The sequence below is a fragment of the Streptomyces glaucus genome (assembly GCF_039533365.1).
Lineage (GTDB): Bacteria > Actinomycetota > Actinomycetes > Streptomycetales > Streptomycetaceae > Streptomyces > Streptomyces glaucus.
The window spans coordinates 57,607-72,635 of sequence record NZ_BAAATK010000013.1 but is presented as its reverse complement, the minus strand read 5'-3'; the positions used below and the strand labels follow the sequence as shown (position 1 = coordinate 72,635).

Sequence of the window (15,029 nt, the reverse complement as noted above, 5' to 3'; positions counted from 1 at the left end):
ACACACCCGGGTCACAACGAAGGGGATACGACGGCATGGTGGTCGTCTTCGCGCTCGTCGCGCTCGCCGTGGTGGGCGTGCTGGTGGCGGGCAACTGGTACGTGTGGCGGCGCCTGTTCCGCGACACGACCCGGGGTCCGGGCGCGGTCCGCCGCACGGGCGCCGTGGTGATCGCGGCCGGCTGGGCGCTGTTCGTCGGCGCCATGGTCGCCGAGCGCGGCGGCGCCCCCTTCTGGCTCCAGCGCGTCCTGGGCTGGCCGGGCTTCCTGTGGCTGGTGCTGTCGCTGTACCTGCTGCTGGCCGTGGCGGCCGGTGAGCTGCTGCGTCCGGTGCTGCGGTGGCTGCTGGAGCGGCGGGCCGCCGCGCGGGCGGCCGCGGCGGAGGCCGAGCCGGTGGCGGCGGGGGCGCCGGCGCGGCCCCGGGACGCGGAAGCGGTCCCGGCGGGGACCCCGCCGGAGCCCGCCCCCCTCGGCGCCGGGGCCGCGCAGCCGCAGGCTCCGAAGCCGGCGGGCCCGGAGTCCGCGGGCCCGGAGTCCGGGGCCGGGCCGCGCCCGCCCGCCGCTCCCTCGCGCCGCCTGTTCGTCTCCCGGGTCGTCGCCGGCGCCGCCGCGGCGGCCGCCGTCGGCACGGTCGGCCACGGCACGTACGGCGTGCTGCGCGGCCCGCGGGTGAAGCGGGTCACCGTGCCGCTGGCCAAGCTCCCGCGGGCGGCGCACGGTTACCGCATCGCGGTGGTCAGCGACATCCACCTGGGCCCGGTCCTGGGCCGGGGCTTCGCGCAGAAGGTCGTCGACACGGTCAACGCGACCCGGCCCGACCTCATCGCGGTCGTCGGCGACCTGGTCGACGGCAGCGTCGAGGACCTCGGCCCGGCCGCCGCCCCGCTCGCCCAGCTCACCGCCCGGCACGGCGCCTACTTCGTCACCGGCAACCACGAGTACTTCTCCGGCGCCGAGCAGTGGGTCGAGGAGGTGCGCGGCCTCGGCCTGCGCCCCCTGGAGAACGCCCGCACCGAGCTGGCGCACTTCGACCTGGCCGGGGTGAACGACGTGGCGGGCGAGGAGGAGGGCCAGGGCCCCGACTACGTCCGGGCCCTCGGCGACCGGGACCGGAGCCGCGCGTGCGTGCTCCTGGCCCACCAGCCGGTGCAGATCCACCAGGCCGTCGAACACGGCGTCGACCTCCAGCTCTCCGGCCACACCCACGGCGGCCAGCTCTGGCCCGGCAGCCTCGTCGCCGCCGCCGCGAACCCGACCGTCGCGGGCCTGGAGCGCTACGGCGACACCCAGCTGTACGTCAGCCGCGGCGCCGGCGCCTGGGGCCCGCCCACCCGCGTGGGCGCCCCCTCGGACATCACGGTGATCGAACTGGCGTCCCGTCAGGCCTGAGCGGCGCACGGGGGAAGGAACCGGGCCGTCCGCGCGCGCCCGCGCACCCGCGGCTCACCGGACGCGTGTGCGCGCACGGCCCGCCGACGCCTTCCGGCGACCGGGTCCCGGCCGGGCCCGGTGCGCACCCGGTCCGCTCCACTGCCCCCGACATGCGCCCCCGGTGCCGCGGGGCAGGCGTTCTGCGCGGACCCCCGGACGCAGGCGGGTGCGGGACGAGGAGCAGACGTGGTGCGACGCAACTCCTTCCGGCTGCCCGGGCATCCGGTCTCCGTCGGCCTCGCCCGGCGCCGGGTGCGGGACCACCTGGCGGCCTGGGGACACGGCCCGCGGGACCGGACGCTGGAGCACGCGGTGCTGCTCGTCTCCGAGCTGGCCACCAACGCCGTCCGGCACGGCTCCTCGGCCCGGGCGGGATTCGAGGTGGCGGTGACCGCGCTCGCCGACGGGTCCTGCCTCGTCGAGGTGTCGGACGGGAGCCGGTCCGAGCCCCGGCCGGGGAGAGCGGCCGAGGACGAGGAGACCGGCCGCGGCCTGCACCTGGTGGAGCACCTGGCCACGGCCTGGGGCGTGTGGGGCGGGGACCGCCACGGCAAGACGGTCTGGGCCCTGATCCCGGCCGGCCCCTGACGGCGCACCGCCCCGCCGGGGCGCGGAGGCCTTCAGGGAGCCGGCGGGCGGGCCGACGGATCGGGCAGCGCCTTCGCCATCCCGGGCAGGAAGTCCGTGAACAGCTCGTGCACCTCCCGCACGAGCGGCCGCAGCGCGCGGAAGCGGGCCAGCGCGACGCCCCGCGCGGTGAGCCGGGCGCCGCGCTCGGCCAGCCGGTAGCTGCGCTCCCGCCCCTCGGTCCGGTCGAAGATCCAGTACAGCACGAGCCCCATCTGCGCGAGCCACATCAGCTCGGGCAGGGCGTCCTTCAGGTCCTCCGGCACCTTCGTCCGCGTCCCCGCCAGCACCTGACGGTGGATGCCGACGGCCTCCTCGCGCGCGGGGGCCGACTCGGGGGAGAAGGGGCTGAGGGGGCTGTCCGGGTCGGCGGCGTTCTTGAAGAACTGCACCGCGAACTCGTGGTACGGCGCGGCGATGTCCAGCCACGCCTTCAGCACGCCCGCGAGCCGCGCCTCCAGGTCGGTCTCCCGCGCCAGGATCTCCCGGACCGCCACTTGGTGCTCGGCGGCGATCCGGTCGTAGAAGCCCTGGATCAGGTGTTCCTTGCCCTCGAAGTAGTAGTACGCGTTGCCGACGGAGACCCCGGCCTCCCGGGCGATGGCCCGCATCGTCGTCCGGTCGTAGCCGTGCTCCTGGAACAGCCGCATGGCCGTCTCCAGGATCAGGGCGCGGGTCTGCTCGGATTTGCTGGGGGTGGCTCCGTCGCCGGGGCCGTCGTTCTTGGCGGGCACGGGCTGAGCCTAACGGGACGGGGCGCGGGCGCAGCGGCGGTCAGCGGCTCCGTCCGAGCTCCGGCCGCCTGGAGTAGTCGGTGAGCCCGAGGACGTTCCCCCAGGGGTCGGCGAACTCGACGGTCCAGCCGGTGGCGACGGGGCAGGGCTCGTCGAGCAGGGCGATGCCCGCGGCGCGCAGGGCGTCGGCGGCCCGGCGGGCGTCCGGCACCTCCAGCCACACCCGAGGCGACGGCCACGGCGGCGTCCGGTGCCCCAGCTCCTCCTCCACGCGGAGCACGATGCCCGGCGTCTCCCCGCCGACCTTCAGCAGCGCGATGCCGGCCGCGTCCAGCCGGAGTCCCGGGGTGAACCCGGCCCGCTCGTAGAACCCCACGGCCTGGCCGAGGTCGCCGACGGGCAGCAGCACGTTGTCGAACCCGAGCAGTTCGTACGACTCGTCACCTGACATGACGTCAGGTTAGAACGCCCGTCCCGGCGCGGCGGCGCCGTGACACGGCGCGGGCGGACCGCAGCGCTCGTCCGGACCGGGCCCTTCCCGATCGCTTCACCCGATGGCGCGGCACATGCCGGAGGGCCCCGTCTCCGCCGGAGACGGGGCCCTCCGGGCAGGCGGGCGACCTCAGTAGCGGCGCGTGATCAGCGCCCGCTTCACCTCGGCGATCGCCTTCGTGACCTCGATGCCGCGCGGGCAGGCGTCCGTGCAGTTGAAGGTCGTGCGGCAGCGCCAGACGCCCTCGCGGTCGTTGAGGATCTCCAGGCGCTGCTCGCCGGCGTCGTCACGGCTGTCGAAGATGAAGCGGTGCGCGTTGACGATGGCGGCCGGGCCGAAGTACTGGCCGTCGTTCCAGAAGACCGGGCACGACGTGGTGCAGGCGGCGCACAGGATGCACTTCGTGGTGTCGTCGAAGCGCTCCCGGTCCTCCGCCGACTGCAGACGCTCGCGCGTCGGCTCGTTCGTGTCCTTGGTGATCAGGAACGGCATCACGTCCCGGTACGCCTGGAAGAACGGCTCCATGTCCACGACCAGGTCCTTCAGGACCGTCAGGCCCTTGATGGGCTCGATCGTGATCGGCTTCTCGGGGTTGATGTCCTTGATCAGCGTCTTGCACGCCAGGCGGTTCTTGCCGTTGATCCGCATGGCGTCCGAGCCGCAGATGCCGTGGGCGCAGGAGCGGCGGAAGGTCAGCGTGCCGTCCAGGTCCCACTTGATCTTGTGGAGGCCGTCGAGGACGCGCTCCTTGGGGTCGATCTCCAGCTGGAAGTCTTCCCAGGTGGCCTCGGCGGAGACCTCCGGGTTGAAGCGGCGGACCCGGAAGGTGACGGTGATGTACGGCGAGGCCGTGGACGTCGCTTCCGCCTTGTCCAGAACAGGGGTAGCCATCAGTACTTACGCTCCATCGGCTGGTAGCGGGTCTGGACGACCGGCTTGTAGTCGAGACGGATGGACTCGGTGCCGTCGGCGCCGACCTCGCGGTACGCCATGGTGTGGCGCATGAAGTTGACGTCGTCGCGGTTCGGGTAGTCCTCGCGGTAGTGACCGCCGCGGGACTCCTTGCGGGCCAGTGCCGACACGGCCATGACCTCGGCCAGGTCCAGCAGGTTGCCCAGCTCGATGGCCTCCAGCAGGTCGGTGTTGTACCGCTTGCCCTTGTCCTGGATCGCGACGTTCTTGTAGCGCTCGCGCAGCTCGGCGATCTTCTCGACCGCCGTCTTGATCGTCTGCTCGGTGCGGAACACCATGACGTTCGCGTCCATGGTCTCCTGCAGCTCCCGGCGCAGGGTGGCGACCCGCTCGTTGCCGGTGGAGGAGCGCAGCCGCTCGATCTGCCCGACGACGAACGCCTCCGGGTCCTCGGGCAGCTCGACGAAGTCCGCCTTCTGCGAGTACTCCGCCGCCGCGATGCCGGCCCGCTTGCCGAAGACGTTGATGTCCAGCAGCGAGTTGGTGCCGAGGCGGTTGGCGCCGTGCACGGACACGCAGGCGACCTCGCCGGCCGCGTACAGACCCGGCACCACGGTGGTGTTGTCGGCGAGCACCTCGCCCATCACGTTGGTCGGGATGCCGCCCATCGCGTAGTGCGCGGTCGGCTGGATCGGGATCGGGTCCGTGTACGGCTCGATGCCGAGGTAGGTGCGGGCGAACTCGGTGATGTCCGGCAGCTTGGCGTCCAGCTGCTCCGGCGGGAGGTGGGTGAGGTCCAGGTAGACGTGGTCGCCCTCGGGGCCGCAGCCGCGGCCTTCGCGGATCTCCGTGTAGATGGACCGGGACACGACGTCACGGGACGCCAGGTCCTTCATCACCGGCGCGTACTTCTCCATGAAGCGCTCGCCGTCCTTGTTGCGGAGGATGCCGCCCTCACCGCGGGCGCCCTCGGTCAGGAGGATGCCCATGCGCCAGATGCCGGTCGGGTGGAACTGGAAGAACTCCATGTCCTCCAGCGGGATGCCCCGCCGGTACACGGCCGCCTGGCCGTCGCCGGTCAGCGTGTGCGCGTTCGACGTCACCTTGAAGAACTTGCCGCAGCCGCCGGAGGCGTAGATCACGGCCTTCGCCTGGAAGATGTGGATCTCGCCGGTCGCCAGCTCGTACGCCACGACACCGGCCGAGCGCTTGACGCCGTCGACCTCGGTGATCAGCTGGTCGAGGACGTAGAACTCGTTGAAGAACTCCACGCCCTCCTTGACGCAGTTCTGGTACAGCGTCTGGAGGATCATGTGGCCGGTGCGGTCGGCCGCGTAGCAGGACCGGCGGACCGGGGCCTCGCCGTGGTTGCGGCTGTGACCGCCGAAGCGGCGCTGGTCGATGGTGCCGTTCGGGGTGCGGTTGAACGGCAGGCCCATCTTCTCCAGGTCGAGGACGGAGTCGATGGCCTCCTTCGCCAGGATCTCGGCGGCGTCCTGGTCGACCAGGTAGTCACCGCCCTTGACCGTGTCGAAGGTGTGCCACTCCCAGTTGTCCTCCTCCACGTTGGCCAGCGCGGCGGCCATGCCGCCCTGCGCGGCGCCCGTGTGGGAGCGGGTCGGGTAGAGCTTGGTGAGCACGGCGGTGCGGCTGCGCTTGGTCGCCTCGATGGCGGCACGCATACCGGCGCCGCCGGCGCCGACGATGACGGTGTCGTACTTGTGGATCTTCATGTTTCTCGCAGCCCCGTGCCTAGCGGATGTTCGGGTCGAAGGTGAAGATCACCAGCGTGCCCAGCAGGATGGTGAACACCGTGGCGGTGTAGAGCAGGCTCTTCAGCCACAGACGGGTGCTCGCGTGCTCGGAGTAGTCGTTGATGACCGTGCGCAGGCCGTTGGCGCCGTGCAGCATCGCCAGCCACAGCATCAGCAGGTCCCAGACCTGCCAGAACGGCGAGGCCCAGCGGCCCGCCACGAAGGCGAAGCCGATCTTGGAGACACCGCCGTCCAGCACGAGCTGGATCAGCAGGTGGCCGATGACCAGGACCACCAGCACCACGCCGGACAGGCGCATGAACAGCCAGGCGGCCATCTCGAAGTTGCCCCGCGTGGACCTCGGGGTCTTCTTGGTGCGCTTGCGCGGGGCCTCGATGAGGGGCGCGGGGTTGTCGACGTTGTACACGGCGCCGCCCTCGACGGGGCCGACACCGGCAGCGGTCTTCTCAGTCGTGGACATGGACGTCAGCTCCCGAACAGTTCACGAGCGGCGTGGCCGAGGACGGGGTAGACCGCCCCGAGCATCAGCACGAGCCACAGGCCGACGACGGTCCAGAGCATCTGCTTCTGGTAGCGCGCGCCCTTGATCCAGAAGTCGACGGCGATGACGCGCAGGCCGTTGAGCGCGTGGAAGAGGATGGCGGCGACGAGGCCGTACTCCAGCAGCGCGACGACCGGCGTCTTGTAGGTGGCCACGACCTCGTCGTAGGCCTCGGGGGACACCCGCACGAGTGCGGTGTCCAGCACGTGAACGAACAGGAAGAAGAAAATGAGGACGCCGGTGACTCGGTGAGCCACCCAGGACCACATTCCTTCCCGGCCGCGGTACAGCGTTCCAGCCGGCACGGAAGAACCCTCCGGGAGCGGGACGATAAGGGCCGCGCCGGCTTCGGTGTCGGTCGGGCCCGGCCGGGTACGGTCCACCGGCCCCCAGCATCGTAGCCACGTGGGCCTGCGGTACTCAGCCGGGGGCTGCCGGTGTGATCAACCTGGCACGCGGGCGGGGCGGGCCGGGCGGGTTTTGGGCGTCATGTCCCGCTATCGCCCGCCTGTAGACGTGTTGTGGCTGGTCACGCCCCTGGGGCGGAGCCGTGCGCCGTACCGCGGCCCCGCGCTCGCGAGGGTTCTGGCCAGTCTGCCCCGGGCGAGGCGGCGGAGCTCCTCCGCGGTCACCGCCCGCTCCTCCTCCGGATCGTTGGCCAAACGTGACCGGATGGCCGCCAAGAGGTGATTCAGGACCTCGTCCCCGGCCAGGCCGTCCAGGCAGATGACGAAAACATGTCCGAATCGCGCCTCGTAGGCCGCGTTCGCCGCGCTCAGCGCCGTGTGGGCCGCGGAGTAGGTGCCGGCCGGCAGCCTCGGCAGGGACTCGGCCGCCAGGGCCTGCGCCAGGTCCGCGGCGGCCAGGTCGTACGCCGCCTCGTCGGCCGCGGCCAGGAGGGTGTCCAGGTCGGGGTAGGGGCGGTGGGCGGTGACGCGGTCGGCCCAGGCCCGGCTGTGCAGGCAGGTGAGGAGGACGCGTCGGGCCTCCTCGGCGGGGGCGGCGTTGAAGTGCTCCAGCGGAGTGGACAGCAGCGTGGGTCCTCGGCGGTGGGAGTCGGTGGCGCCCCTGTGGGCGTCGCGTGTGTGTCGGCAGTGGATGATGTGAGAGCTGTGATGGTCACGTTATCGAGTGACGGCAGGACACGTCCGACCGATGTCCGAATTTCACTCGGAAGGGAGAGTTTCAGAACGTGTGGTGGACGGTGGCCGAGGGTGACGGGTCGTAGGTTGGCGCAGTGAGTCAGCACAGACGCCGGCCCCCGGCGCGCAAGGTGAAGCAGCGGCGGCTGGTGACCGCGGCGGTGGCCGCCCTGGCGGTCGCGGCCGGAGTGGGCATCGCCCTCCGGGCGGCCGACGGCGACGGCCCGGCGGGCTCGGTGGCGCAGCCCTCCGGCGGCACGTCCGAGGCCTCGCCCGGCCCCACGCGCAGCTACCCCCTGTCCCGTGCCCCCCGCACGATCCCCGCCGTGCGCTCGCACACCCCGGCGCGCGGGCCGGGCTGGAAGCCGGCGCCCGGGCACCGGGTGGTGGTGGACGACGCCCGCCTGGCCGACGAGGGGCGGCTGATCGCCGACGAGCTGGGGCTGACCTACGCGGGCGAGCGGGACGACGTGCGGACCGGGGACGTACGGCTGGCGCTGAACAGGGGCGGGGGCGCGGACCCGGAGTCGTACACCATGACCGTGCGCGGCGGGCGGGTGGACATCAGCGGGCCCGCCGACGCGGGCGTCTTCTACGGCACGCGCACCCTGAAGCAGGCGGTGCGCGGGGACGGCGCGGCGCCGGAGGGCGTCGTGCGGGACGCGCCGGCCAAGCCGCGGCGCGGGCTGATGCTGGACATCGCCCGCAAGCACTTCACGGCCGGCTGGATCGAGGACCGGATCCGCGAGCTGGGCGACCTGAAGTTCAACGAGCTGGGGCTGCACTTCTCCGACGACCAGGGGTTCCGCATCGAGTCCGACTCCCACCCGGAGGTCGTGTCCGCGCAGCACCTGACGAAGGCGCAGGTCAAGAGGATCGTCGAGCTGGCCGGGAGCCGGCACATCACGGTCGTGCCCGAGATCGACTCGCCCGGCCACCTCGGCGCGGTGATCGCCGCCCACCCCGACCTGCAGCTGCGCAACGCCGGCGGCGTGGCCACCCGCGGCGCGATCGACATCTCGAAGGACGCCTCCGCCGAGATCGTCGACGACCTGCTGGACGAGTACGCCGGCCTCTTCCCCGGCAGCCAGTGGCACCTGGGCGGCGACGAGTACCAGGCGCTGACCGTGGCGGACCCGGAGGCGTCCTACCCGCAGCTGGCCGCCGCCGCCCGGAAGGCGTACGGCGCCGGCGGGACCGTCGCCGACCTGGCCACCGGCTGGCTCAACGACCGGGCCGACACCGTCCGGGCCCACGGCAGGGCGCCGCGGGCCTGGAACGACGGCTTCTTCCGGGACACCTCCGTACGGCCCGCCGGGGACCTCCAGGTCGCCTACTGGACCGGCAAGGAGATCGGCGCCCGGCAGCCGGCGGAGTACCTGAGCGCCGGGCGGAAGGTGCTGAACTACAACGACGAGTACCTGTACTACGTCCTCGGCGAGCCGCAGACCTTCGTCTACCCCACCGGGCAGCGGATCTACGAGCAGTGGACCCCGCGCGTGCTGCGCGGCAGCACGGCCGTGCCGGCGTCCTACGACGACCAGATCCTCGGCGGGTCCTTCGCCGTCTGGTGCGACCTGTCGGGCTCCCAGACCCAGGACCAGGTCGCGGCCGGGATCCGGCTGCCGCTGCGGGCGACGGTCCAGAAGCTGTGGGACCCGCGCGAGCCGGAGCTGTCCTGGACGGAGTTCACGGCCCTGGCGGACCGGCTCGGCTGACGCCCGGCCGCCCGCCCCGGCGCGGATCGCCCGGTTCGGCTGCGGACCGCCGCACCGCTGTGGTGTATTCGGCCCGAGCCGAACCGACGCGCCGGGGGGACGGACATGGGCTACTGGGGGTACTTCGTCGTGGGCCGCTGCGCACGGCCGCTCACGGAGGCGGCGGGGCTGCCGGCCGCCGAGGGCGTGCGGCTGTACCGGTCGGCGCCGGACGGGTGGCAGGTGTGGGAGTACCCGGGCGGCGACGGCGACGTCGGCAACATGAACGACCTGGCCCGCGCGACCGGGGCGCCCGCGCTCTTCGGGTACGTCATGGGCGGCGACTGCGTGGTGGTGGAGGCGGCGGCGCCGGGGAGCGGGGCGTGGACGACCTGCCTGGCGCGGGCGGCGACGGCCAGGTACCTGGACGCCGGCCGGGAGGGGCTGACGCTGGAGGACTACTTCCTGGAGCCGCGCGACGCCGCCGGGCGGGCCGTCGCCTGGGCCGCCGAGGCCGGGCGCACCGCGGACGCCGGCGAACTGCTCGACGTGCTCACCGCCGACCCCGGCCCCCTGGCCGAGGACCTGCTGTTCCGGCTCCTCGACCGGCTGGGCGTCGTCCCCCTGTGACCCGCCCGGGGCGCCGGGCGGCCGCTCCCGGACGGAACCCCGCCGCTGGAAGGGTCCTGTGACCGTCCTGCGACGGAGGTGGGGCGGTCCTGCGCCGGTTGCGGGCACCGGCCGGATCCGGGTGACGAAACGCGCCACGACCGCGCTCTTCCGGATGTGACGACGACACAGCAGGAGACCAGGCCCCAGGCGGCGGCGAAGCCGGTGCGCTGGGCGGCGGACGCGGTGGCCACGATGCGCGAGGGAGCACGGCTGCGCCTCGACTACTCGGTGCAGAGCCTGTGGCGCGTCGACCGGATGATCGAGAGCATCCGGCGGGAGGGGGCGCCGTACGCCGCCGTCGAGACGGTGCTGCGCGGACTCGGCGCGTACGCCGGCGAGGTGATCATCCGCCGGACGGGCGCCGAGTGGTGGGCGGCGGGCGGCGACCACTGGGTGCGCACCCCCGACGGCCGTCTGTGGGACCCGATCGACGAGGCCCGCCGCTGCTTCGCCGGCGACGGCTCGCTGCGGCTGCTGTGCCGGGACGCGACGGACGGGGCCCGGCCCTGAGGAGCGGGCGGCGGGGCGGCGCGACCGGTGTGCTCGCGCGGCGCGGCCGCCGGCCCGTCCCCGGCCCGTTCCCGGCGCGTGACGTTCACCGCGCCGCATCCGCTGGTTCAGCGAAGGAGCCGTGCGGGAGGCGTTCCGCGGGCCGGGAGAAGGGGCGGGGCCGGGGATGGGCGAGACGGACGGGCGGGCGCCGGGCGCGCGCGGGATGCGGACGTACGCGACGGGGTTCGTCACCCGGGTCACCGCCCGCCACCGGCTGCCGCTGGACTACTCCGTGGCCAGCCTGCGCGTCGTCGACTTCCTGATCGACGGGCTGCGCAAGGGCGGCGCCGACGGGGAGCGGGCGCAGGCCGTCCTCTTCGGCCTCGGGGCGTACGTCGGCGAGGTGCTGGTGCGCCGCGCGGGGGCGGTCTGGGTGGACCTCGACGCCGACCAGCGGGCCTGCTTCGGCCAGCCGGTCGGCGTGCGGATGCCGGACGGGCGGGTCTGGAACCCGATCGGCAAGGTCCACAACCGCTTCCGGACCGGCGGCCCGGAGGAGTCGTTGCGGACCTTCTACCTGACGCTGCACGGGCGGGCGCGGCGGACCGCGGTGCGGGGGGCGCGCACGGGGTGACGCCGGGCCGCGACGTGCTCCCGGACCCGCGGGGCGGCGGGCGACTGTGACATTTCCGTGCGAGCCGACGCTGATGACCTTGGAGGCGTGGCGCGGCCTGCCGTGCCACACGGTGCGGGCTCACCGGGGCTCGCCGGTGACTCGGTACGGACGAGGACGTTTCTTGGGCCACGGAGGGGAACCCCGCCGCACGCAGGCGTACGACGGGGAATTGGGCGCGGCCGTCGCGCGGGCCCAGGACGGTGACGAGGCCGCGTTCGCGGTCGCCTACCGGATCGTGCAGCCCGGCCTGCTGGGCTATCTGCGCGGGCTGGTGGGCGACGACGCCGAGGACGTGGCGTCCGACGCCTGGCTGGAGATCGCCCGGGACCTCGGGCGGTTCAAGGGCGACGGCGCCGGCTTCCGCGGCTGGACGGCGACCATCGCCCGGCACCGGGCGCTGGACCATCTGCGCCGCCGGAAGGTGCGGCCCCGCTCGGCGGCGCTGGAACAGGACGTCCTGGACATGCCGGGCCCGCACAGCACCCACGACCAGGCGCTGGAGGCCATGTCCACCGAGCGCGCCCTCGAACTGGTCCGCGGGCTGCCGCGCGACCAGGCCGAGGCCGTGCTGCTGCGGGTCGTGGTCGGCCTCGACGGCCCGGCCGCCGCGCGCGTCCTCGGCAAGCGGCCCGGAGCGGTCCGCACGGCCGCGTACCGGGGGCTGAAGCGCCTGGCCAGGCAACTGGGCGCCGAAGGTGTGACGGATGAGGCGCCGAGGACGCTGGGTGAGTCGAAGTGAACGGTGTCGGCCACGGGCCGCGGGGCCGGGCGGACGGACCCACCGGAGCGAGCGGGCCCGGCGGGCCGGACAGGGACGGAAGCGAACATGGGTGAACGGCGAAGCGACGGCAACCCCGGAGGCCGTCGGTGTGCGCACCCCGGCCGCGTCGCCTCCGGCCCCCGCAGCACCGCCGACACCGCCGGACTGGAGGCGCTGCTCGCCGCCGTGATGCGCGCGGACGAGATCGACGCCGAGGCCGAGCAGCGCGCCGTGGCCGCGTTCCGCGCCGCCCGGGCCGCGGGGGCGCACCCGACGCGCACCCGCCGCCGGGACGACTGGCGGCCCCGGGAGCGGTGGCGGGCGGGCCGCCCGCCGCGGGTCACGTTCTCCGTGCTCCTCGCGGGCCTCGCCCTGGGCGGCGTCGCGTTCGCCGCGGTCGGCACGGCGGGCTCCGCCCCGGACGCCGGTGACGACGCGCCCCGCCCCCGCCCCGCGACGAGCGCCCCGCCCCACCGGATCCCGGACCCCGCCGCCACGGCCTTCGGCGCCCCTTCCGCCACGGCCTCCGGCGCCCCCGCCGCCACGGTCTCCGGCGCCCCTTCCGCCACGGCCTCCGGCGCCCCCGCCGCCACGGCCTCCGGCACCCCCTCCGGCGGGCCGGGCCGTCCGGGGACGGCCCGGGAAACCGAGGCGCACTGCCGCGCCTACGAGCGGGTCGGGGGCCGGGGCGGGGCGCTGGACGCGCGTGCCTGGCAGCGGCTCGTCGAGATGGCGGGCGGTGCGGACGAGGTCGCCGCGTACTGCGCCGGGCGACCGGCGGAAGGGACGGGCGGAACCGGCCCCGGCACCGGTGACGGCACCCCCGGTCCGGCCAACGGCGGTGCGGGCGAGGCAGGCAGCGGTGCGGGCAACGGCAACGGCAGCGCGAGTACGGGCGCGGGCAGCAGCCGCGGCAGCGCGAGTACGGGCGCGGGCAGCAGTCGCGGCAGCGCGAGTACGGGCGCGGGCGGCGCGGGCGCCGGTGCGGGCGAGGCCGCCTCCAGGAACCCGTGACCCGGCGGAGCTCGTGCGCGTCCGCCGTCGTCCGCTTCCCCCCGGCGACGGTGACGCCCCGACGGATCCCGCGGTCCTCGCCGCCGAGGCAACGGCCGGGGCCGCCACCCCCCACAGGAGAGGCCCCGGCCGTCGCGCGGTACGGGCCGCGCGGCGGCCCGTACTCCCTACAGCGCCGCGCCCGCCGTTTGTGTCACACCCCCCTGCGTCACGGGTTAGTTGCATCTTCTACAAACATGGACGGGGAGCGGTTTGACGACGTAACGTGCCTTTCGCGCCGAACTGCGGAGGGCATCCGTCCCCCGCTGCCACCTGCGGTGACCACCGCAACCACCCGCGGCCGTACGGACGGCCGCACCCATCGGACGAGCAACCACGACGGCGAGAACCCGGTGCGCGAGAGCGGCGCCGGTCAAGGTGCAGAAGGGCGCGCGCGGTGCTGGGGGACGACGCGGAGCTGACGGCCGCGGTGCGTGCGGCACAGGACGGGGACGAGACCGCGTTCCGGACGGTGTACCGCGCGGTGCATCCACGGCTGCTGGGGTACGTACGGACGCTGGTCGGCGACCCGGACGCGGAGGACGTGACCTCCGAGGCATGGCTGCAGATAGCCCGTGACCTGGGGCGGTTCAGCGGTGACGCGGACCGGTTCCGCGGCTGGGCCGCCCGGATCGCCCGCAACCGCGCCCTCGACCACATCCGGATGCGGGGGCGCCGGCCCGCGATCGGCGGCGACGAGACCGAGCTGACCGGCAAGCCCGCCGAGTCCGACACCGCGGGCGAGGCCATCGAGGCCCTGGCCACCGACAGTACGCTCTCCTTGATCGCCCGGCTGCCGCAGGACCAGGCCGAGGCCGTCGTCCTGCGGGTGGTCGTGGGCCTCGACGCCAAGACCGCCGCCGAGACCCTGGGCAAGCGTCCGGGTGCCGTACGGACCGCGGCGCACCGCGGTCTCAGGCGCCTGGCCGAGCTGCTCGGCGACGATCCGGAATCGGCCGGCGTGCTCGGCGCACTGCCCGCTCAGCGAGAACCGCGCGGCCGTGCGGTGACGTCCGCCGGTGTGACGCACGCGCGGACGCGGACGCAGAAGGACATGTGATGGCCGACGAGCAGTACAAGTGGCTGGACCGCGAAACGGCGGAGCTCTTACTGCGCGGAGAGTCCCTCGAAGCCGTCGACGCCGCCCATCGCGACGAGGCCGAGCGGCTCGCCGAAGCCCTCGGCGCCCTGTCCGTGACACCCTCGCCGACCAGCGAGGAACTCCCCGGCGAGGCCGCCGCCCTGGCTGCCTTCCGCAAGGCCCGCGCGGAGCGGGACGCCGAGCGCGCCGACCTCGGCTGGCCCGCCGGAGCCCAGCCTTCCGCCGCCGGGCCGGTGCGGGCCGGCGGCCGGGACGGCGCGGGCCGGCGCCCCCGCTGGGGCCGTCCGGTACGCCTGGCGCTGGCCGCCGCCCTGACCGTCGGCGCGGTCGGCGGGATCGCGGTCGCGGCCGGAACCGGAGTCCTCCCGATGCCGTTCGACGGCGAACCGGAGCCCGCCGCGTCCACCGCGACCCCCGACCGCCCGTCGGCGTCGCCCTCGCCCTGGGGCACCACCCGGGACGAGACCGAGCCCGAGGGCTCGGCGCGCGGGGAAGCCGGGGCCGAGGCGGGCGGTGACACGGCCACGGAGCGCGGCCCGGCCGCCGGGGACGGGCGGGAGGTCGTCGCCGCGTGCCGTGACGTCCGCGCCGGCGAGGAACTGACCGCCGCCCGCAAGCGCGTGCTGGAGGGCGCGGCGGGCAGCTCCTCCCGAGTGTGGGCGTACTGCGAGGGCGTCCTGGCCGACAGCGGCGACGGCGCCGGGACCGCCGAGGACACCGGAGCCACCGGAGCCACCGGCCGGAACGGCCAGGGCGACCAGAACGGCAAGTCCGGCGAATCCGCCGGGGCCGACGAGCCGAGCGGGAACGGCAGCGGCAACGGGAACGGCAGCGGCAACGGCGGCAACAGCGGCGGCAACGGGAACAGCAGCGGCAACAGCAACAAGAGCGGCAACGGGAACGCCAACGGCAACAACGGCAAC

At 74.5% G+C, this 15,029-nt stretch carries 17 protein-coding genes; 10 read left to right on the top strand and 7 right to left on the bottom strand.

Going from position 1 to position 15,029, the window contains the following annotated elements; genetic code table 11:
* Window positions 1-35: 35 nt before the first annotated feature.
* Both ABD363_RS12570 and ABD363_RS12565 read left to right on the top strand, forming a co-directional pair.
* Window positions 36-1,388, top strand: a complete 1,353-nt coding sequence (locus ABD363_RS12570) for a metallophosphoesterase (protein WP_344602615.1) — start codon at window positions 36-38, stop codon at window positions 1,386-1,388.
* A gap of 228 nt (window positions 1,389-1,616) precedes the next feature.
* Window positions 1,617-2,018: an ATP-binding protein gene (locus ABD363_RS12565; protein ID WP_344602613.1), complete on the top strand. Its 402-nt coding sequence runs from the start codon at window positions 1,617-1,619 to the stop codon at window positions 2,016-2,018.
* Window positions 2,019-2,050: 32 nt separating this feature from the next.
* Here ABD363_RS12565 and ABD363_RS12560 read toward each other — a convergent pair whose 3' ends face one another.
* The 7 genes from ABD363_RS12560 to ABD363_RS12530 all read right to left on the bottom strand — a co-directional run bounded on the left by ABD363_RS12560 (window position 2,051) and on the right by ABD363_RS12530 (window position 7,546).
* A complete protein-coding gene (locus tag ABD363_RS12560) occupies window positions 2,051-2,791 on the bottom strand; it encodes a TetR/AcrR family transcriptional regulator (protein WP_344602611.1) in 741 nt (246 codons plus the stop codon).
* A gap of 40 nt (window positions 2,792-2,831) precedes the next feature.
* On the bottom strand, window positions 2,832-3,242 hold the full coding sequence (locus ABD363_RS12555) for a VOC family protein (RefSeq protein ID WP_344602609.1): 411 nt from the start codon (window positions 3,240-3,242) through the stop codon (window positions 2,832-2,834).
* A 171-nt stretch (window positions 3,243-3,413) separates the two neighbouring features.
* A complete protein-coding gene (locus ABD363_RS12550) occupies window positions 3,414-4,175 on the bottom strand; it encodes a succinate dehydrogenase iron-sulfur subunit (protein WP_344602608.1) in 762 nt (253 codons plus the stop codon).
* Complete coding sequence (gene sdhA / locus ABD363_RS12545) at window positions 4,175-5,929, bottom strand: succinate dehydrogenase flavoprotein subunit (protein WP_344602606.1); 1,755 nt, start codon at window positions 5,927-5,929, stop codon at window positions 4,175-4,177. Before sdhA ends, ABD363_RS12550 begins: the two co-directional genes overlap by 1 nt.
* Before the next feature lie 19 nt (window positions 5,930-5,948).
* Complete coding sequence (locus ABD363_RS12540; protein WP_344602604.1) at window positions 5,949-6,431, bottom strand: succinate dehydrogenase hydrophobic membrane anchor subunit; 483 nt, start codon at window positions 6,429-6,431, stop codon at window positions 5,949-5,951.
* 5 nt (window positions 6,432-6,436) lie between these two features.
* Window positions 6,437-6,817, bottom strand: coding sequence for a succinate dehydrogenase, cytochrome b556 subunit (gene sdhC / locus ABD363_RS12535; protein ID WP_344602602.1), 381 nt, complete (start codon window positions 6,815-6,817; stop codon window positions 6,437-6,439).
* 192 nt (window positions 6,818-7,009) lie between these two features.
* Window positions 7,010-7,546, bottom strand: coding sequence for a 2-oxo-4-hydroxy-4-carboxy-5-ureidoimidazoline decarboxylase (locus ABD363_RS12530; protein WP_425577980.1), 537 nt, complete (start codon window positions 7,544-7,546; stop codon window positions 7,010-7,012).
* 203 nt (window positions 7,547-7,749) lie between these two features.
* On the opposite strand from ABD363_RS12530, the gene ABD363_RS12525 reads away from it, so the two are divergent.
* From ABD363_RS12525 to ABD363_RS12490, 8 genes are all read left to right on the top strand, one after another.
* A complete protein-coding gene (locus ABD363_RS12525) occupies window positions 7,750-9,372 on the top strand; it encodes a beta-N-acetylhexosaminidase (RefSeq protein ID WP_344602600.1) in 1,623 nt (540 codons plus the stop codon).
* 105 nt (window positions 9,373-9,477) lie between these two features.
* Window positions 9,478-9,981 (top strand): hypothetical protein, encoded by a 504-nt coding sequence (locus tag ABD363_RS12520; RefSeq protein WP_344602598.1) that lies wholly within the window; start codon window positions 9,478-9,480, stop codon window positions 9,979-9,981.
* Between the two features lie 156 nt (window positions 9,982-10,137).
* A complete protein-coding gene (locus ABD363_RS12515; RefSeq protein WP_344602597.1) occupies window positions 10,138-10,533 on the top strand; it encodes a hypothetical protein in 396 nt (131 codons plus the stop codon).
* A 166-nt stretch (window positions 10,534-10,699) separates the two neighbouring features.
* Complete coding sequence (locus tag ABD363_RS12510) at window positions 10,700-11,149, top strand: hypothetical protein (protein WP_344602595.1); 450 nt, start codon at window positions 10,700-10,702, stop codon at window positions 11,147-11,149.
* Between the two features lie 163 nt (window positions 11,150-11,312).
* Complete coding sequence (locus ABD363_RS12505) at window positions 11,313-11,930, top strand: RNA polymerase sigma factor (RefSeq protein WP_344602593.1); 618 nt, start codon at window positions 11,313-11,315, stop codon at window positions 11,928-11,930.
* A gap of 87 nt (window positions 11,931-12,017) precedes the next feature.
* Window positions 12,018-12,965 carry a hypothetical protein gene (locus tag ABD363_RS12500; protein WP_344602591.1) on the top strand — a complete coding sequence of 316 codons (948 nt, stop codon included), beginning with the start codon at window positions 12,018-12,020 and terminating at the stop codon, window positions 12,963-12,965.
* Window positions 12,966-13,401: 436 nt separating this feature from the next.
* Window positions 13,402-14,064: an RNA polymerase sigma factor gene (locus tag ABD363_RS12495; protein WP_344602589.1), complete on the top strand. Its 663-nt coding sequence runs from the start codon at window positions 13,402-13,404 to the stop codon at window positions 14,062-14,064.
* Window positions 14,064-15,029, top strand: a 966-nt coding sequence (locus ABD363_RS12490) for a hypothetical protein (RefSeq protein WP_344602587.1), incomplete at its 3' end; no start/stop codon positions are given. The genes ABD363_RS12495 and ABD363_RS12490, both read left to right, overlap by 1 nt.

Bases quoted from the DNA above. Each gene is read 5' to 3' on its own strand.
- ABD363_RS12570 (WP_344602615.1), top strand. From the start codon at position 36: ATGGTGGTCGTCTTCGCGCTCGTCGCGCTCGCCGTGGTGGGCGTGCTG.
- ABD363_RS12555 (WP_344602609.1), bottom strand. From the start codon at position 3,242: ATGTCAGGTGACGAGTCGTACGAACTGCTCGGGTTCGACAACGTGCTG.
- ABD363_RS12550 (WP_344602608.1), bottom strand. From the start codon at position 4,175: ATGGCTACCCCTGTTCTGGACAAGGCGGAAGCGACGTCCACGGCCTCG.
- sdhA (WP_344602606.1), bottom strand. From the start codon at position 5,929: ATGAAGATCCACAAGTACGACACCGTCATCGTCGGCGCCGGCGGCGCC.
- ABD363_RS12540 (WP_344602604.1), bottom strand. From the start codon at position 6,431: ATGTCCACGACTGAGAAGACCGCTGCCGGTGTCGGCCCCGTCGAGGGC.
- ABD363_RS12520 (WP_344602598.1), top strand. From the start codon at position 9,478: ATGGGCTACTGGGGGTACTTCGTCGTGGGCCGCTGCGCACGGCCGCTC.
- ABD363_RS12510 (WP_344602595.1), top strand. From the start codon at position 10,700: ATGGGCGAGACGGACGGGCGGGCGCCGGGCGCGCGCGGGATGCGGACG.
- ABD363_RS12500 (WP_344602591.1), top strand. From the start codon at position 12,018: ATGGGTGAACGGCGAAGCGACGGCAACCCCGGAGGCCGTCGGTGTGCG.